Annotated in this window: 16 protein-coding genes and 1 pseudogene; 7 read left to right on the top strand and 10 right to left on the bottom strand. The window is 64.3% G+C overall.

What is annotated here, in order from left to right; translation table 11 throughout:
• Positions 1-61 precede the first annotated feature (61 nt).
• The 5 genes from kynU to IVB47_RS11830 form a co-directional block, all read right to left on the bottom strand.
• Positions 62-1,264, bottom strand: a complete 1,203-nt coding sequence (kynU, locus tag IVB47_RS11850; RefSeq protein WP_247461722.1) for a kynureninase — start codon at positions 1,262-1,264, stop codon at positions 62-64.
• Between the two features lie 8 nt (positions 1,265-1,272).
• On the bottom strand, positions 1,273-2,112 hold the full coding sequence (gene kynA / locus IVB47_RS11845) for a tryptophan 2,3-dioxygenase (RefSeq protein ID WP_247461719.1): 840 nt from the start codon (positions 2,110-2,112) through the stop codon (positions 1,273-1,275).
• 33 nt (positions 2,113-2,145) lie between these two features.
• A complete protein-coding gene (locus IVB47_RS11840) occupies positions 2,146-2,955 on the bottom strand; it encodes an alpha/beta hydrolase (RefSeq protein ID WP_247461717.1) in 810 nt (269 codons plus the stop codon).
• A 253-nt stretch (positions 2,956-3,208) separates the two neighbouring features.
• Positions 3,209-4,486, bottom strand: a complete 1,278-nt coding sequence (locus IVB47_RS11835; protein ID WP_247461715.1) for an ArgE/DapE family deacylase — start codon at positions 4,484-4,486, stop codon at positions 3,209-3,211.
• A 54-nt stretch (positions 4,487-4,540) separates the two neighbouring features.
• Positions 4,541-5,266 carry a pyridoxamine 5'-phosphate oxidase family protein gene (locus IVB47_RS11830; protein ID WP_247434190.1) on the bottom strand — a complete coding sequence of 242 codons (726 nt, stop codon included), beginning with the start codon at positions 5,264-5,266 and terminating at the stop codon, positions 4,541-4,543.
• A 74-nt stretch (positions 5,267-5,340) separates the two neighbouring features.
• Between IVB47_RS11830 and IVB47_RS11825 the strand changes: the two genes are divergently transcribed.
• Together IVB47_RS11825 and IVB47_RS11820 are read left to right on the top strand one after the other, a co-directional pair.
• Complete coding sequence (locus IVB47_RS11825) at positions 5,341-6,813, top strand: PLP-dependent aminotransferase family protein (protein ID WP_247461714.1); 1,473 nt, start codon at positions 5,341-5,343, stop codon at positions 6,811-6,813.
• Positions 6,814-6,880: 67 nt separating this feature from the next.
• Positions 6,881-7,129, top strand: coding sequence for a DUF6719 family protein (locus tag IVB47_RS11820; RefSeq protein WP_027517580.1), 249 nt, complete (start codon positions 6,881-6,883; stop codon positions 7,127-7,129).
• 3 nt (positions 7,130-7,132) lie between these two features.
• On the opposite strand, the gene IVB47_RS11815 is transcribed toward IVB47_RS11820, so the two are convergent.
• The 3 genes from IVB47_RS11815 to IVB47_RS11805 form a co-directional block, all read right to left on the bottom strand.
• Positions 7,133-7,495, bottom strand: coding sequence for a hypothetical protein (locus tag IVB47_RS11815; RefSeq protein WP_027569717.1), 363 nt, complete (start codon positions 7,493-7,495; stop codon positions 7,133-7,135).
• Between the two features lie 35 nt (positions 7,496-7,530).
• Positions 7,531-7,695 (bottom strand): hypothetical protein, encoded by a 165-nt coding sequence (locus IVB47_RS11810; protein WP_167552240.1) that lies wholly within the window; start codon positions 7,693-7,695, stop codon positions 7,531-7,533.
• Between the two features lie 680 nt (positions 7,696-8,375).
• Positions 8,376-8,924, bottom strand: a complete 549-nt coding sequence (locus IVB47_RS11805; RefSeq protein WP_027569715.1) for a CreA family protein — start codon at positions 8,922-8,924, stop codon at positions 8,376-8,378.
• Between the two features lie 208 nt (positions 8,925-9,132).
• On the opposite strand from IVB47_RS11805, the gene IVB47_RS11800 reads away from it, so the two are divergent.
• The 4 genes from IVB47_RS11800 (at position 9,133) to IVB47_RS11785 (ending at position 13,138) form a co-directional block, all read left to right on the top strand.
• Positions 9,133-10,725 carry a L,D-transpeptidase gene (locus IVB47_RS11800; protein ID WP_247463136.1) on the top strand — a complete coding sequence of 531 codons (1,593 nt, stop codon included), beginning with the start codon at positions 9,133-9,135 and terminating at the stop codon, positions 10,723-10,725.
• Positions 10,726-10,817: 92 nt separating this feature from the next.
• Positions 10,818-11,387 (top strand): glutathione peroxidase, encoded by a 570-nt coding sequence (locus IVB47_RS11795; protein WP_247286354.1) that lies wholly within the window; start codon positions 10,818-10,820, stop codon positions 11,385-11,387.
• Between the two features lie 166 nt (positions 11,388-11,553).
• The gene (locus tag IVB47_RS11790; RefSeq protein WP_027569712.1) at positions 11,554-12,579 is read left to right on the top strand and encodes a polysaccharide deacetylase family protein; all 1,026 of its coding nucleotides are present in this window, start codon (positions 11,554-11,556) and stop codon (positions 12,577-12,579) included.
• A 7-nt stretch (positions 12,580-12,586) separates the two neighbouring features.
• Positions 12,587-13,138 (top strand): dihydrofolate reductase, encoded by a 552-nt coding sequence (locus tag IVB47_RS11785; protein ID WP_027569711.1) that lies wholly within the window; start codon positions 12,587-12,589, stop codon positions 13,136-13,138.
• An 11-nt stretch (positions 13,139-13,149) separates the two neighbouring features.
• Here IVB47_RS11785 and IVB47_RS11780 read toward each other — a convergent pair whose 3' ends face one another.
• Both IVB47_RS11780 and IVB47_RS11775 read right to left on the bottom strand, forming a co-directional pair.
• Positions 13,150-13,602, bottom strand: a complete 453-nt coding sequence (locus IVB47_RS11780) for a DoxX family membrane protein (RefSeq protein ID WP_027569710.1) — start codon at positions 13,600-13,602, stop codon at positions 13,150-13,152.
• A gap of 301 nt (positions 13,603-13,903) precedes the next feature.
• Positions 13,904-16,212: pseudogene (locus IVB47_RS11775) on the bottom strand (NADP-dependent malic enzyme).
• A 245-nt stretch (positions 16,213-16,457) separates the two neighbouring features.
• On the opposite strand from IVB47_RS11775, the gene IVB47_RS11770 reads away from it, so the two are divergent.
• Complete coding sequence (locus tag IVB47_RS11770) at positions 16,458-18,422, top strand: hypothetical protein (protein WP_247461712.1); 1,965 nt, start codon at positions 16,458-16,460, stop codon at positions 18,420-18,422.
• Positions 18,423-18,468: the final 46 nt, after the last annotated feature.

Here is an 18,468-nt window from a genome sequence, read left to right as displayed (position 1 = left end):
CGCGGAAAGATTCTGGATTGCTTCGCTGGGCTCGCAAGGACGGGGAGACAGCCTTCGTACCTCACGTCACCGCATTCACCACCTGATACTCCGGCCGCCGCCACACCTCGCCCGCGATCACCTCCTCGATGAACTCGGCGGCCCGCACGATCTCGCTCTCGCCGATATACAGCGGCGTGATGCCAAACCTCATAATGTCAGGCGCGCGGAAATCGCCGATCACGCCGCGGGCGATGAGGGCCTGCATCGCAGCGTAGCCGCCTGCGAAGGCGAAGGAGACTTGCGAGCCGCGACGCTGATGAGCGCGCGGGGTGACGAGCTTCAAGGAGGGACAGCGGCGTTCGACCTCGGCAATCAGGAGATCGCCGAGCGCCAGCGAACGCGCGCGGACTTCCCTGATATCAACGCGGTCCCAGATGTCGAGCGAGGCCTCCAGCGCCGCCATCGCCAGCACCGGCGGCGTTCCGACGCGCATGCGCTCGACGCCGCCGGCGGCCGCGTAGGCAAGCTCGAACGCGAACGGCTTTGCGTGCCCCATCCACCCCGACAAAGCGGCTCGCACGCTGTCGGCGTGACGCGGCGCGACGTAGAGGAAGGCTGGCGCGCCGGGGCCGGCGTTGATGTATTTGTAGGTGCATCCGGCGGCGAAATCAGCGCCGGTGCCTGCAAGGTCAACCGGCAGCGCCCCGGCCGAATGCGCGAGGTCCCACACCGTGACGATGCCGAGCGCATGCGCTCTTGCAGTCAGCTTCGCCATGTCATGGCGCCGTCCGGTGCGGTAATCGACCTCGGTGATGTAGAGCACCGCGATCTCCTCCGACAACGAAGCCTCGATCTCCTCCGGCGCGACCAGGCGCAATTGATGGCCACGGCCGAGCGTCGCAATCAGGCCTTCGGCCATATAAAGGTCAGTCGGAAAATTGCCGGTGTCCGACAGGACGACCTTGCGCGATGCGTTCATGTCGAGCGCGGCGGCGAGCGCCTGATAGACCTTGAGCGACAGCGTATCTCCGACCATGACGGAGCCGGCATCCGCACCGATCAGTCGCGCGATGCGATTGCCGACATGGCGCGGCTGAGCATACCAGCCCGCTGTGTTCCAGGCGCGGATCAACTCATCGCCCCACTCGGCGGTGATGACGCGACTGACGCGCTCGGCCACGCCAAGCGGCAGCGCGCCGAGCGAATTGCCGTCGAGATAGATGACACCGTCGGGCATATGGAACAGCGCTTTGGTGTCGTCGTAAACGCGAAGCATGGTCAAGAAAATCTCTACAGGATCGTGCGCACGCGCCAGAGCTCGGGAAACAGCTCGACCTCCAGCATGCGCTTGAGATAGCTGACGCCGCCGGTGCCGCCGGTACCGCGCTTGAAGCCGATGACGCGCTCGACTGTCGTCACATGGTTGAAGCGCCAGCGCCGGAAATAATCCTCGAAATCGACCAGCTTCTCGGCCAGCTCGTAGAGCATCCAGTGCGTTTCCGGCGCTTCGTAGACGATACGCCAGGCCTGCAGCACATCTTCGTTGAAGCTATGGGTCTCGCGAACATCGCGCGCCAGCACGGCCGCAGGCATCTTGAGCCCGTTGCGGTCGGCGAGCCGCAGTACCTCGTCATAGAGGCTTGGCGTCGCGAGCTCGGCTTCGAGCAGCTGCGTGGTTTCCAGATCGTGCGCGTGCGGTTTGAGCATGGCATGGTTGCGGTTGCCGAGCAGGAATTCGATCAACCGGTATTGCCGCGACTGGAAGCCCGAGGACTGGCCAAGCTGCGAACGGAAGCGCGTATACTCGCTGGGCGTCATGGTGCGCAGCACGTCCCAGGCGCCGTTGAGCTGCTCGAAGATACGCGACATCCGTGCCAACATCTTCATCGCAGGCTGCACTTCATCCTTCGCGATCGAACGACGTGCGGCGCTGAGCTCGTGGATGGCGAGCCGCATCCAGAGTTCGGTGGTCTGATGCTGGATGATGAACAGCATCTCGTCATGCGCTTCCGACAGCGGATGCTGCGCACCGAGGATCGCGTCCAGCGCCAGATAGTTGCCGTAGGACATGCGCCGGGCGAAATCGGTCTCGGCGCCTTCGCTTGCGGGATCGTATTCGCTGGACGTCATGGCATGCCCTTTCGATCGATCTTTAAGGCCTCGTCAGTCGAGGCCGATCAGGCGCGCGGTGATTGGCGACGACGGCTCCTTGAGGGCGTCGATCACGGTGAAATGGTTCAGCCCGGGATCGACGACAAGACGCGTCGGCACGTCGAATCCAGTCCAGACATTGGCCACCAGATCGGACTGGCGGATGAATTCGGGCCGCTCGTTGCCACCGACCCAGGCGGTCAGGGGTGAAGGCCCGCGCGGCAGATGCAGCGCCGCGCTTTCCAGCGTCGCCTCCTCCATCGTCATGCGCAGGGTGTCGTTCATCCTGGTCTTGAGCAGCGGACGCAGATCATGCAGGCCGCTGATGGACAGCGTCCCGGCGATGCGGTTGAAGACGGCGGGCTCCAGCCGGCTGTCGTCGCACAGCATGCGCGTAACGAGATGCCCGCCCGCGGAATGGCCGGCGAGCCGGATCGGTCCCGCGACGAGCGCGGCCGCCTTGGCGATCGCTACGGTGATTTCCGCCGTAATGTCGGAGATGCGCGCGGCCGGCGTCAGCGTGTAGCTTGGCAGTGCCACCGTCCAGCCGTGATGCCGCGCGCCTTCGGCGAGATCAGTCCACGCCGATTTGTCGAAGCGCATCCAATAGCCACCGTGGACGAATACGACGAGGCCCTTGCTGTCGCCGTCGGGCAAGATCAGGTCGAGGCGCTGGCGCTCGCCGGGGCCATAGGCGATGTCGGCGCGAAATTCCTTCAGTCCGGCGCGATAAGCCGCCGCGCGCTCCGCCCACAGCGCCGGTATCTTGTCCGAGCCCGGGATATGGGCCGAATTGGCGTAAGCGTCATCCCAATCGCGCATCGTGACTTCCTCGACGGACTCAAGCCCTTGTGGACCCGGCGCCAGTCTGCCACCGGCGCGGGCGGCATCCTAGTCTTTAGTTTAAGCTTAAAGGATTTTGGAACGCCGGTGGATTGGGCAGCTCCCGTCATTGCGAGCGCAGCGACTTGTCCGCCGAAGCTTTAGCGAAGGCGGAAGCAATCCGGTCTGCCTCCGCGGTGGCAGTCCGGGTTGCTTCGTCGCAAGGGCTCCTCGCAATGACGGCGGAAGGCCCCTACCCCTTCTCCACCCCGCACCAATCCGCGATGAACAGCGCCATGGCCTTGGTCGTATTCTTCAGCGATTGCAGATCGACATATTCATTGAAGCCGTGCATCTCGCCGCCACTCGCGCCGAAGCACAGGCTCGGGATACCGTGATTGAGGCCGTAGAAGCGCGTGTCGGTGAGCGCGGTGAATACGAGGTCTTCGATTTGGCCGCCATAGACGGCGCTGAAGGCCTTGCCGAACGCGGCTTCCGGCGCGGCGGCGTCGGTCAGCTCATAGCCTTCCGACAAGAAGCCCGACCATTCGACCTCCGGGGGATTATTGGCGAGGAAACGATGGTTGCGCGCGGCAGCCGCAACGCAAGCCATGATCTCCTTCTGGTGATCGGCGATCGACCAGCCCGGCAACACGGCAATCCGGCAATCGACGTCGCACCAGGCCGGCACGCTGGAGGCCCAGTCGCCGCCCTTGATGATGCCGGGGTTGAAATTGATGGGATGGTTCAGCGTCTTGAAGTGACGATCGGCTTTCGCGCGCTCGTTCCACTCGATCTCGAGTTTTTGCAGCGCCTGGATCAAATGATAGGCCGCCATGATTGCGTTCGCGCCGGAGCCGGCGAAGGCGACGTGTGTCGGATGGCCCTTCACGCGCAGGCGGAACCAGATCACGCCGACCTGCGAGCGCACCATCTTGCCGCCGGTCGGCTCAGGAATGAAGCAGGCATCCGCGCGATAGCCACGTTGAAGCGTCGAGAGTGCGCCGACGCCGGTGCTCTCCTCCTCGATCACGGACTGGAAGTGAATCCGCGCCGTCGGCCTGAGGCCCGCGGCCTTGATCGCATCGAGCGCGAAGAGCGCTGCGATGGTGCCCGACTTCATGTCGCAGGCACCGCGACCGAACATCTTGCCGTCCTTGATGACGGGCGAGAACGGCGGGGTGTCCCACAGTTCTAGCGGGCCGGCCGGTACGACGTCGCAATGGCCCTGGAGGATCAGCGATTTGCCCGCCTCAGTTTTGGGCCGGTACGTGCCGACCACAGTGCGCGCCTTCGAAAAATCGTGCTCGATGGGCCCGAAGCCGCGCAGATCCTTGAGGTCGTCGACATCGATGTGCCAGTCGTCGACCTCGTAGCCGCGCACGCGCAGGAGGTCGCCGATCATGTCCTGGCACGGTCCCTCCGCACCGCGAGTCGAGGGGATCGCGACGAAATCGCGTGTGGTCGCGAGTTGGGCTTCGAAGCCGGCATCAACGGCGTCAAGAATCCTCTGCTGCGTTTCGGCATTCATCAGGCAACTCCAATCGGGCATTGAGATCATCGATGGAGCGCAAGCTAGCCGATTTCAGCCGTTCGGGTACTCTGCAAAATAGGCATCCCGCAATGCATCTTCGAGCAGCCGGCCCTCCGAATAGCCATTCAGTGTCGCCGGTCGGCGCACGCCCTCAAGCAGCCGCGGGCAAGGCTCCGGCGCGCCGAGCACGGTGCGTACCGGGATGCGCTCGGCATAGATCGGCAATTCATAGTCCTCGTCGTCGTCGGCGACACCCTTGGCGCGGACTTTCGCGGAGGCCTCCTCGATCTCCATCGCGATAAAGGAGGTCGCCTTGATCTCCTGCGTGTTGCTCGCCCGCAGGCTCGCGGTGCGGTCCGGGAAGAAGCGATCGACCATGGCGATCACCGCGCGATCCTTCTCCTCGGGATCGGTGACGAGATAGGCGGTGCCGAATGCCATCACCGCGCGGTAGTCAGCCGAGTGATTGAATCCGCAGCGCGCCAGCACCAGGCTGTCGAGATGGGCGACCGTCAGGCACACACGCTCGCCCCGGGTCTGGTTGCGCAGCATGCGGCTGGCGCTCGAGCCGTGCCAGTACAGCTTCGTCCCTTCACGCCAGAAGAAGGTCGGCGTGCAATAGGGTTGGCCGTCGATCGCGTAGGAGACGTGGCAGAGCATCGAGGAATCCAGGATGCGATGAACGGTGTCGTGATCGTAGAAGCCGCGGTCGTGACGGCGCTTCACCTGGTTGCGCGCGGATGTCGGATAGGAATTTTGGTTCTCGGTCTGGCTCACGGCCGCTCCTGTCGGATTGGATCACTTCCAGCGCAGTTGTAGCCACGGATTTGGTCTGCGATAGTGCCAATTCCATGCGAAACATTCCGACCAATTCCGTCTCCTCGCCGGCCAAAGCCGAGCTGCCGCTCGACCTCGCAGGCCCGCACATCACGGCTGGCGCCTCGTCGGCGCACCGGCTGTATCAGGCGCTGTGCGAGATGATCGTCGGCGGTCTGGTGAAACCCGGCGAGCCGCTGCCGCCGTCGCGCACGCTGGCCAAACAGACTGGCTTTCGGCGCAATGCCGTCGTCACCGCCTATGAGCGGCTGATTGCCGACGGCTTTGCCGACGCCACCGTCGGTTCCGGCACCTTCGTCGCCGCGCGCATCCCCGCGCGCGCAGCCGAGCCGAAGCGGCCGAAGGTCAGCGTCGAAACGCCGGGGCAAGGCGCGTTTTCGCTCGGCTGCACCCATATCGACGCGCGCGCCGTGCAGCGTTTCCGGGCTTTTGTCGGCCGTCGCATGCGCGCCTTCGGCGCGGAGCATCTGCACTATGGCGATCCCCGTGGCAGCCGCGAGCTGCGTGCGGCGATCGCCGATCATCTGTTGTCGGCGCGGGGCCTGCGCTGCGATCCCGATCAGATCATGCTGACGTCGGGCACGCTGCACGCGCTGCGCATCGTGCTGAGCGCGATCCTGAAGCCCAACGACCAGGTCTGGTGCGAAGACCCCGGCTACCCCGCTGCGCGGAAAACCATCGCGCATTGCGGCTATCGTGCCGTGTCCGTTCCCGTCGACGCGCACGGCATGCGTGTCGCCAAAGGCCGCGCAGCGGCGCCGTCCGCGCGCGCAGCCTATGTGACCCCGTCGCACCAGTTTCCGCTGGGTGTGCAGATGTCGATGCCGCGACGGCTCGAGCTGCTGGACTGGGCCAGGCAGGCCGGCGCCTTCGTGCTGGAAGACGATTACGACAGCGAGTTCCGCTATGACGGCGCGCCACTGATGTCACTAGCCGGCATCGATCACCTCCAGCGTGTGATCTACATGGGCACGTTCGCCAAGACCTTGTTTCCGGGCCTGCGCATCGGCTATTGCGCCCTGCCCGAGCGCTTGATTGCGGATGTCACCGCCGCGCGGGCCGCGCTCGACCGCTTTCCCGGCACGCTGATGGAGGGCGCGGTGGCCGACATGCTCAATTCCGGCGCGTTCGCGGCGAACCTGAAGCGCGTGCGCAAGCTTTACCGCGAGGCGCGCGACGCGCTGGCCGGGACGCTCGAAGCCGAATCCGAGGGCGTGCTGTCGGTGCCGGTCCCATCACAGGGTCTGCATCTTGTCGCTCGGTTCGATCCCTCGGTCGATCTGGCTGTGGCGGCAGACGCCAAGCAGGCCGCCGGCGCCGAAGGCTGGCTGTTGGCCGACACCTATTCACGCGCGCGTCCTCTTCCCGGTTTCGTGCTGGGATTTTCCGGCCACGCGGTTCCGAAGCTCGTCGCATCCGCCGAGCGACTCGCGCGGGAATCGCGAGCGGCCTTGCGTGCGAGACGCAAGCCGGCCCGGCGGGCATGACGAACGCTCACTATGAGAATCGGCTGCCGCTCCCTACATTGCGGCATCGATGCCGGGAGCTCACACCATGCTGCTACGCCGCGCGACTTGCCTCTCGCTCCTGATCTTCATCGCACTCGCCGCGACCGCGCGCGCAGGCACGGTCGGACGCGAGCAGGACATCGTCGATCTCAAGCTCGGCCAGCGCGTGCAAGTGGACGACGGAACCTGCCCCGCCGGACAGGTCAAGGAAGTGCGCGGCGCCAAGATGACCGACAAGGGCGTCGCACGGACGAGCACCTGCGTGTCGCGGTTTGGTCCGAAATCAAAGCGATGAGCGCTACTTCGCCGGATCGAACATACATTGCAGGGTCGGCTTGGCGATCTTGGTGAAGGTCGGGCCGATTTCGGTCTGCTTTGCGGCCGGCACCCAGTCGGTCTCGATCGTCGGCACCCCGGTCTCGCTGATGCCGCGCAGCAGGGCCTCGCGGAGATCGCGATCCTCGACGACGGCGGCAGCATGATCGTGCAGGCAGCCGCAGACCTCTTCCGGATGCTCCCATCGCCCGAGCATGCGCGGCGCGCATTGCCTCACGAACTCGGTACGGGGATCGGGTAATCTGGAGGGAGAGCGCACCTGCGCCTGAACGGCACTGATCGTGAGAAGGAATATGAACGCCGCAGCGAAGGTACGAACAATCATGATGGCCTTTATCGGCTGATTTTTCTTGTTGGCGATCAGAAGCGCGCGGCAACCACGATCGGCTGCGGCGCCGGGGTCATGATCGGCGAGCCGCTGTACTGGAAAGTACCGATGCCTGGGACATTGCCGTCCGGCGAGCCCGCGAACGAGGAGCCGGCGAGCACGAAACCGAAAGCAAGGATGAGGCTGAGCGTGCGCATGGACTTGTCTCCGAATTCTCTGGCCGGCGTGCGCCGTCGTCGTTGTGAGGTTGATAACCATGGGCGGTTTCGCGCGTGATGCGCCAAAGCCGGAAAATGGTTTCATCTCCGTGAGAATTGTTTCGTCCCGTTCGGAGCGACGACATATTCGACGGAAAATCTCAATCTTTTCAGATGGGTCGTGTGGCCGCCCAATGTGGCCTGGCAGGTTCCGTGCGCGCTCGGCTGCGCGCCGGAACGCCGGCGCTGTCATGATCCCGCCTCACACCCTTCACATGCGTTTTACGTTTTTCTGCTGAAGAGAAGCCGAACGAAGGCTGGGCTCCGTCGAACCGGGGGCGCTTCGACGGCGACCCAAGCTATCGAGACCGAGACGCCCGGAATCACCGGGAGCGTTCATGTGAGGAACGGCCATCATGACGGCGCAGAATCGCGCAACGACGCGCGATGCGGACCAACGAACGGACCGCCGGGAACAACGGTCTGTTCGCAGCAGCGCCAATTCGCCTGGCGAAATGGCGCTGCAATCGAGCCGTGGGTTTGAGGCCACACCGCAATCATTCGTGCGGCTGACCGGCTCGCATCTTGCAAAACCGCGCGCCAGCCGCGCTGACATCACCGAGTGAACGCAAACGCGTCATTGGTGAACGCAAGCGCGTCACTGAGTGAACGCAAGAGCGTCACTGAGTGAAGAACTCTCCGCACTTCTGGACGTTTGCGTCCGCCGGTCCCCACGGCATGACCGGGACGGTCGAGGTCGAGTTCTTCGGCGAGCCCTCGATCAGCCTGTCCGAATAGACCATGTAGACCAGCACGTTGCGCTTGGCGTCACAGCCGCGCACGATCTGCATCTTCTTGAAGAACAGCGAGCGGCGCTGGCGGAACATGTCGTCGCCCTGCTCCATCTTGTTCTTGAACTTGATCGGGCCGACCTGACGGCAGGCGAGCGAAATGTCCGAGACCTCCTCGGCAAGGCCCAGCCAGCCCTTGAAGCCGCCCTTCTCCGGCACCGTGAAATGACAGGCCACGCCCTCGACTTCAGGATCGTCGAGGCCATAGGTCGCAAGCTTGTCGTTCGGGCTCATCCATTTGAACACGGTCGAGCGGCGGAAGATCAGATCCGGCTCGTCCGCGGCGGATGCGGACGCCGCAGGCACGGTCAGCGCCAGGAGAAATAAAGCGAGGCCTTTCAAGCGGATGCTGGAAAGACTGGGGAAACGAGATGACATGAAGTTCTCCAGTAACAAGTCCCAGCAATGTAGGTATGAGGCGACCGATCAGGAAGACGATCGGCAGGCCGATACGGCCGCCGTTTACCGCTCCGTGAGGCTTTTTTGCTACGCTTTGTACAAAAGTAGCTGATCGCAGAACCGCCGTGCTGGTGAACGCGTATCCCCTCTGAGAGACTAACATCTGATTTGGATTATGGATTCGATGATGAACAGCGTGAACGGGTCTGGTTTTTCTGCCAAGCCGGCGCGATTTTGGCAGCTCGCCATTTTGACGGCGGCGGGTGCGATCGGCACGGCGAGCCAGGCGGACGCAGCGTTTTATTACTGGACGGATTATTCCGACGGGTCCTACGGGCGCCAGGAGCGCCATCCCGAAGTCCCGCGCCAGAAGCCGCAGAAGCGTGGTGCGGCCGGCAAGAAAGACCTCGTTGCCGAAAAAGAAGCCGGCACGAAACCGCAGGGTCCTCTCGTCATCGTCGTCTCGATCGACCGGCAGAAGGTCACGGTCTACGACACCAAGGGCGTGTTCGCGGAATCCCCGGTGTCGACGGGCATGAAGGGCCATTCGACGCCGATGGGTGTGTTCAGCGTCATCCAGAAGCACAAATTCCACCATTCCAACATCTATAGCGGCGCGCCGATGCCATACATGCAGCGGATCACGTGGTCGGGCGTTGCCATGCATGCCGGTGTGCTGCCGGGCTATCCGGCCTCGCACGGCTGCATCCGCATGCCGATGGCGTTCGCTGTGAAGATGTGGAACTGGACCAGGATGGGCGCGCGCGTGATCGTTTCGCCCGGGCAGATGTCACCGCAGAACTTCTCACATCCGCTGCTTGCCTCGGTGCGCGTTCCGCCGCAACCCGCGGCCAGCCTGGAGCCGCAGACCAATGCCGCCGAGAAGGCCGACAAGGGCGCGGCCAATACCGGGGCCACCGAAGCAAAGCCGGTTGAAACGAAGACTGCCAGCGCGGACGGCGTGCTCGAGCTGCGCTCGTCGGTCGGCCACACCGTGTTGTCGGACGTGACCACCGGTTATGCCCCGGTCCGCGAGGAGGCCTCGGCCGATCAGACCGAGACCACCGCAAAGCCCGAGACCAAGACCGCTGAGGCGGCGGACGCGGCCAAGCCCCAGGCCGGAGTTGCCGCGCAGCCCGTGAACACTGAAGCAAAGCCTGTCGAGGCCGCGGAGACGCCGAAGTCCGAAACCGCCAAGTCCGAACCCGCGAAGACGCCCGATGCACCGGCCGCGGCGCCAGCGCAGGCGGCCACGCCCGACGTCAAGAAGGACGAAACCCGCGTTGCCGATCCGGCGTCCGTGGCAAAACCTGAAGCGCCCAAGCGCGCGGGCCAGATCGCGGTCTTCATCAGCCGCAAGGATTCCAAGCTCTACGTGCGGCAGAACTTTGCGCCGCTGTTCGAGGTGCCTGTCACGATCGCCGCGAGCGATCGACCGCTCGGCACGCATGTCTTTACCGTCGAAGTCGACAAGGCCGATTCCAATGCGCTGCATTGGTCGGTGGTGTCCTTGCCGGTGTCCGTCCGCTCTGCCGCGCGCGAGGATGATCGCCGCATGACAGGCCACCAGCGTGGCGCAGCCGTGATTCCCGTCGCTGCCAAGCCTGTGGTCACGCCGGACAGCCCGGCCGAAGCCCTCGACCGCATCTCGGTCCCGGCCGACACGATCACGAAGATCAACGAAATGCTGACGTCAGGCGGCTCGATCATCGTCTCCGACCAGGGCATCAACCAGGGCGAGACTGGCGAAGGCACCGATTTCATCGTCCGCCTGTACTAACGGGCTTTATCGCGGCAGATAACACGGTGTTGACGAGGCCGCTCGCAGCGGCGGGGTAACATGTGCCTCGGATCATTTCGGGGGACGCCGTCATGATGAACCGCAGGACGATGCTCATCGCCGCCTTTGCAGGCACGCTGGCGCCGGTGACGCGTGCACTGGCGGATGGCGGCATGAGCCGAATCTCCGCCTACGCCTTCTCTTTCCCGGCATTGTCAGGCGGCGACATCCGCCTTGCGGCCTTCACCGGCAAACCGCTGCTGGTGGTCAACACCGCTTCGCTCTGCGGTTACACGCCGCAATACGCTGGCCTGCAAGACATCTGGGGCGAGTTTCGCCAACGCGGCCTCACCGTCATTGGCGTGCCCTCCAACGACTTCGGCGGACAGGAGCCCGGCGGCACCAGCGAGATCTCGGAGACCGCCCACCACCAATACGGCGTTACCTTCCCGATCGCGGCCAAGGCTGTCGTGGTCGGTGCGAAAGCGCATCCGTTCTACAAATGGGCGGCAGAGGCGCGCCCCAAGGATGTTCCACGCTGGAACTTCCACAAATATCTGATCGGCCGGGACGGCTATATCGCCGACGTCTTTGCATCCACGGTCGAGCCGGCCGACACGCGGATCAAGACGGCGATCGCCAAGGCGCTGGCCGACACTTGACGGCGCATGTCCCGCAACCCGGTTGGGCACAATTGCGGTGGGGCGCCAAACAGCCGTTGCAATGGCGAGGGCCCACCATCTAGGCTAGGATCGTTAGGGGCAGGATGGTTTTGCCGGAGGCGAAAAGCCGCGGCGGAACAACGGGATCAATCTCGAGGACAACACCATGCGTGTGGCGGCAGGACTGATTTTGGCAAGCGCGATGTCTCTGGCGATGACGAGCGCGGCATGGTCGCAGACCCCGGCTGCAAAGCCCGCTGCCGCGACGCAAGCCCCACCGGCGGCAACACCGGCTGCGGCTGCGCCCGCTGCGGCTCCGGCACCCGCTCCTGCAGCAGCCGCCGCGCCGGCGGGCTTCGTCAATCCTCCCGCGCCTAAACAGGCGCCGCAGCCCGCGCGCGCGGCTTGCAACACGCCGGGCGCCTTGGGCGTCGCCCGCACCGTCGAGATCGACACCACGGGCGGTCCCGGCTTCGGCTTCGAGCATTTCAAGGAGCTCGATTTCCTGCGCGACAAGGAGGTCGTGCTGACCTTCGACGACGGCCCCTGGCCCAAGAACACGCCTGCGGTGCTGAAGGCGCTCGCCGACGAGTGCACCACCGGCATCTTCTTCTCGATCGGCAAGCACGCGACGTACGAGCCGGAGATCCTCAAGCAGGTCTACGCGGCCGGCCACACCGTGGGCACCCACACCTGGTCGCACGCCAATCTCAACAACAAGAAGCTCACGGAAGCGCAGCGCAAGGAAGAGATCGAGAAGGGTCTTTCCGCGGTGAAATGGGCGCTCGGCGGCATTTCGCCCTCACCGTTCTTCCGCTTCCCGGCGCTCCAGCATCCGCCGGAGATGGTCACCTATCTCGGCAACCGCAACACGGCGATCTTCTCCTGCGACATCGACTCCTTCGACTTCAAGGCCTCGAAGCCCGAGAAGGTGGTCGAGACGGTCATGAAGAAGCTGGACAGCAAGGGCAAGGGCATCATCCTGATGCACGACTTCCAGAAGCACACCGCGGAGGCCCTGCCCGAATTGCTCAAGCGCCTGAAGGCCGGCGGCTACAAGGTGGTGGCGATGCGCGCCAAGTTCCCGGCCTCTACGCTGCCGGAATACGACCAGGAGCTGCTCAAGGACGTCAAGCTGCCGACGGTGAGCACCCGGCCGGTCAACAGCGTCGTGACGACGGTTTCCGAATAGCCGCGCCTTGTCCTTTCGCATCGAAGGCTACGTCATCGTCTCCGCGGACGGCATGCTCGCCGACGCGGCGCATGTCATGCCCGACAGCCTGAAATTCGAAGGCGACAAGCTGTTCTTCGAGCAGGCGCTCGATCGCGCTGCGCTGATCGTGCACGGCCGTCACTCGCACGAGCAGCAGCCGAATTCACCCAAGCGCAAGCGCCTGATCCTGACCCGCAAGATCAAGGCTCTGACCGTTGATCCCGAAATGCCGAACGCGACCTTGTGGAATCCGGATCACGTCAGCTTCGAAGACGCCTGTGCGTTTGCCGATGTCGCCTCCGGCACGGTCGCAATCATCGGCGGCCCCGTCGTGTTCGACATGTTCATGAACCGCTACGACACGTTCTGGCTGTCGGAAGCCCAGCATCTGCGGCTGCCCGGCGGCGAAGGCTGTTTTGTGGAAGTGCCGGCGCGGACGCCTCAGCAGGTGCTGGCCTCACACGGGATGAAACCGGGCGCGCCGTATCTGCTCGACGCCGCGCACGGGGTGACCGTCACGCCGTGGCGCAGGACGTAGCGGTTTAACTTTTATACGTCCCCGTAGGCCGCCTCCGCCGGACGCGTGGCGCGGCCGTAGCCCATGATCATGAACAGCGCGCCGATGATCGACAGGTTCTTGAGCGCGTCCACCAGCATCTTGCCGTTGTCAGGCGGCACCTGGTTCCAGAAGTCGTAGAACAGGAAGGTCGCGACCGCGACATAGATGATCATCAGCATCGCGAAGAACCGCGCGCCGAAATTCAGCGCGATCATCACCCCAGCGATGATCTCGAGGACACCGACCGCGATCGCCAGCAGTTGCGGCGTCGTCATGGCCGTCGCCGTCTCGACCTGCTTGGCGTAAGGCGCGATCATGTCGGGCACCACGACCTTGGCGGCGATGAAATCAACGGTCGCCTGCATGGCAAACAGTCTTGCCGCGCCCGTGTAGATGAACAGCACGGCGAACAGAATCCGCCCGAAAGTCACGAACGCTGGCATGATCGGCCTCTTTGCTCAGGCTTTTTGAAACCGGAATTTTCGCGAAAGCACTGAAGGATTATGGAGAGTCATTCGCCGGTTTACAAACGGGGAAATGGCGAAAGTCGTTTTGAAAGCATTGAATTGCCGACGCGCGGCAGGTGCGCTCCCTCACCCCGCTTGCGGGGAGAGGGTTGGGGTGAGGGGGAGCCTCGGCCGGGACGGTGAAAGTTGGACTCGCGGAGAGTCCCCCCTCGCCCGAATTCGAGCTGCGCGCGAATTCGACCTCTCCCCACAAGGGGCGAGGTGAAGAGCCCCGCCCCTACGTAAACAACGTCGGCTGCTGCCGCGACGCGCGCTCCTGCGCTTCCACCACGGCCACCGCGGTCATGTTGAGGATGCCTCGCGCCGTCACGGACGGGGTGAGGATGTGGGCTGGACGCGCGGGCCCGATCAGGATCGGACCGACGGGCAGCGCGTCCGCCAGCGACTTGATCATCTGATAGGCGACGTTGGCGGTGTCGAGGCTTGGCATGATCATGATGTTGGCCTCGCCCTCAAGGTTGGAGTGCGGCAGCACCATTTTGCGCGCCGCAGCCGAGAGCGCGGTGTCGCCCTGCATCTCACCGTCAGCCTCGAGCTCCGGATGCTTCTCCTTCAGGAGCTGGGTCGCCCGGCGCATCTTGCGCGAGGATTCCGTGTCGTAGCTGCCGAAATCCGAATGCGAGACGAAGGCGATCTTCGGCTTGATGTTGAAGCGCTGGACGTGGACCGCCGCGAGCGAGGCGATCTCGGCGAGCTCTTCGGCGCTCGGATTGGGCCGCACCTGGGTGTCGGCGATGAAGAAGGCGCCCTTGCTGGTGATCAGCAGCGCCAGCGCCGCATAGTCGCTGATCCCCGGTGTGAACCCGACGATCTCGCGGACATGGCGCAGATGGCTCATGTAGCGGCCCTCGACGCCGCAAAGCATGGCGTCCGCCTCTCCGCGCACCACTGCGAGCGCCGCGATGACGGTGTTGTTGGTGCGCACCACCGTGCGCGCCGCATCGGGCGTCACGCCGCGGCGGCCGGCGACCTCGACATAGGACTGCACGTAGGAGCGGTAGCGCGGATCGTCCTCGGGATTGACGAGATCGAAGTCCCTGCCGGCCTTGATCGACAGGCCGAAGCGCTCGATGCGGGCCTCGACCACCGACGGACGTCCGACCAGGATCGGCGTCGCCAGCTTCTCCTCCAGCACCACCTGGGTGGCGCGCAGCACGCGCTCGTCCTCGCCTTCGGCGTAGATCACGCGCACCGGTTGGGTCTTGGCCTTCGCGAACATCGGCTTCATGACGAGGCCGGAGCGGAAAGCGAAGCGCTCGAGCAGCGCGGTGTACTCGTCGAAATTGGTGATGGGCCGGGTCGCGACGCCGGAATCCATCGCAGCCTTGGCGACCGCCGGCGAGATTCGCAAAATCAACCGCGGATCAAACGGAGACGGGATCAGCGAGCCCGGGCCAAACCCTTGCGTCTCGCCGGTATCAAAGCCTTGCGCGACCGCATCGGACGGCGCCTCGCGCGCGAGCTGCGCGATGGCCTCGACGGCGGCGAGCTTCATCTCCTCGTTGATGGCGCTGGCGCCGACGTCGAGCGCGCCACGGAAGATGAAGGGGAAGCAGAGGACGTTGTTGACCTGGTTCGGAAAGTCGGAGCGGCCGGTGCAGATCATGGCGTCGGGGCGCACCTTGCGCGCCTCCTCCGGCATGATCTCCGGCGTCGGATTCGCGAGCGCCATGATGAGCGGCTTGTCGCCCATCGCCTTGGCCATCTCGGGCTTGAGCACGCCCGGTGCGGACAGGCCGATGAAGATGTCGGCGCCGCCGATGACGTCGGCGAGCGTGCGCTTGTCGGTCTTCTGCGCATAGACCGCCTTCCAGCGGTCCATCGTGGTGTTGCGGCCCTCATGCACTAGGCCGTCGATGTCGCAGACCCAGATGTTCTTGCGCTGCGCCCCCATAGACACCAGCAGGTTCAGGGTCGCGATCGCCGCGGCCCCTGCCCCCGATGCTACGATCTTCACGTCGGAGAGCTTCTTGCCGTTGAGTCGCAGGGCGTTGGTGACGGCGGCGGCAACGATGATCGCGGTGCCGTGCTGGTCGTCGTGGAAGACCGGGATCTTCATGCGCTCCTTGAGCTGCGCCTCGATCTCGAAGCATTCCGGTCCGCGGATGTCCTCGAGATTGATCCGCCGAAGGTCGGCTCGAGCGCGGCCACGGTCTCGACCACGCGCTCGATGGTGTCGGCCGCGATTTCGATGTCGAACACGTCGATGCCGGCGAATTTCTTGAACAGGACCGCCTTGCCCTCCATCACCGGCTTCGAGGCCAGCGGACCGATATTGCCGAGGCCGAGCACGGCGGTGCCGTTCGAAACCACGGCGACCAGATTGGAGCGGATCGTCAGCGTCGCCGCTTCCGCCGGGTTCTTGGCGATCTCCAGGCAGGCGGCGGCGACGCCGGGCGAATAGGCCAGCGCGAGGTCGCGCTGGTTGGCGAGCGGCTTGCTCGCCTGAATCTCGAGCTTCCCGGGGCGCGGCAGACGGTGATAGGCCAGCGCCGCCTGGTGGAGATCATCGGAATAAGACGACATGCGGTGTCTCGCCTCGCGTTACCGGCCTCAAACTACGTTGTCCTGACCGGCCCGCCTTCGGGTGGTATTTCCGGGTCATGGAAACGGGATGAAGCACGCCGGGCGCCCCGGTGGCAACATCCGATTGCGGCTCCATCAACAGGGCGCCCGGTCAAATATCTGATAGCGCTCACTTTCCCTGGACCCCGCATTGCTTTGCGAATATGGCAAGTTGCGTCCTGCAACGCGAGCAACTGGAGCTGAGAATGAAGCGAATCCTGATCGGCCTGATCGTCGTGGCCGTGGTGGTCGCGGGCGGATGGTTCGGCTTCAATCTCTACGTCCAGCATCGCACCACCGCCGAGGTGGAGGCCGCGTTCGAGCAAATCCGCAAGCAAGGCGGCAAGGCCAGCTACGGCAAGATCGCCTTCGATCTGCCCACGCGCACCCTCACGATCGAGGACATCGCAGTTACGCCCGGCAAGGCACCGCAGGCGCAGATCAGGATCGCCGCTATCAAGGGCACGGGCGTTCGCCAGATCGACGAGACAAGGTTCTCGGCCGACGATATCAACATCACCGGGCTCGAGGTTACGCTGGACCAGATCGGCGCTGCCAAGCTCAAGGTCGCGTACAAGATCCCGCAATTGGTCATGCGCGACTATGCCGGTCCTGTTCACGCGGATCAGGTGCCGGCGGACGGCTCGCTGGTCGACCTGTACCGCTACGTGCTCGGCCAATATGCGAGTGTCGCTGCATCGTCGCTCACGGCCCCGACCCTCACGATCAGCTTCGATTCCGGCGCCGCCGGCAGCGGCGAGGTCACCTATTCCGGACTGGCGATCCAGAACCTGAAGCACGGCAAGATCGACGCGATGAAGTCGGACCGCGCCGTGATCTCGGTCGACGTGAAGCAGCCCGGCAAGCCGGACAAGCTGACGGGCGAATTGTCGAACATCATCGTCAACGATTTCGATTCAAGCGCGATCCTCGCCGCGCTCGATCCGCAGACGGCCAGCGACGACAGCTATCGCCGGGTCTACCGGCAGGTCTCGACAGGTCCCTATGCGCTCAAATCGGCACAGGGGATGCGAGTGGATATCGACGGCTTCACCATGGAAGACATCGCCGTGCAGCCGTCGAAATTCCGGCTGGCCGAGATATTTGCCGCGCTGCCGCGGGATCAATCGACCCCGCCGACGCCGGCACAGGCACGCGAGCTGCTGGAGAAGCTCGCCGGAGTCTATGAGGGTCTTCGCATCGGTAAGGCCGAAATCGGCAAGATGTCGGTCGGCACGCCGCAAGGAACGGCCACGGTTAATGCCATCCGATATCGCGACGGCGAGTTCGCGGTCGAAGGCGTCGACACGCCGTCTCCGCAGGGACAGTTCAAGATGGAGCGCTTCGCGCTGAAATCCTTCAGCACGGCGAATTTGATGCGCTGGGCAGCAAGCCTCGCCACTCCCGGGCGGGCGCCCTCGCCGGATCAGATGCTCGGGCTGTTCGGCGTGCTCGCAGGCGCAGAGATCAAGGGCGTGACGGCGCCGTTCAAGACCACCAAGAAGCTGGTCATGATCGACACACTGAGCCTGGACTGGGGGCAGCTGGTCGGCTCAATCCCGAGCAAGGCGCATGTGGTTGCCAAATTTGTCACGCCCACCGATCCATCCGACCCGAAGCAGCTTCCATTGATTGCCAGCGGGATCGACAAGCTCGCGGTCGACCTCGATCTCGGCGCTGCCTGGACCGAACAGTCCAACAGCTTCGTTCTGACGCCGGCGACGCTCGACATCGGCGGGATCGCAAGCGCGCAATTGCGTATTGCGCTCGGCAACGTGCCGCGTGAGGTGTTTTCGACCGATCCCGCTCAGCTCATGGGCCAGGCGGCACGCATCGAGGCGGGCACACTCGAATTCTCATTGCGCGATAGCGGCGTCGTCGATCTCGTCGCGGCGCAGTTCGCGCGCATGCAGAATGTAAGCCGCGATACCGCACGCCAGGCGCTCGTCGAGAGCATCACGGCTAAACGCGAGCAAGTTGCTTCCGCCAATCCGGATGCGAACGCGGCCGTGGACGCGATCGCCCGCTTCGTCGAGACGCCGGGCCAGACGCTTTCCATCAAGCTGTCCCCGCGCGCCAAGGCACCGCTGATGCAATTGATGCAGCTCTTGCAAACCGACCCACAGAGCGCGCTTGCCCAATTCAGGATCGAGGCGTCGACGGGGCTGTAAGGAACGACGCTGCGCGCGGGGACGGCAATTGGACCGGCGAAAATCC

Source organism: Bradyrhizobium sp. 62 (genome assembly GCF_023073035.1).
In the GTDB taxonomy this organism is placed as follows: domain Bacteria; phylum Pseudomonadota; class Alphaproteobacteria; order Rhizobiales; family Xanthobacteraceae; genus Bradyrhizobium.
This window is presented reverse-complemented; position numbering and strand designations above follow the sequence as displayed.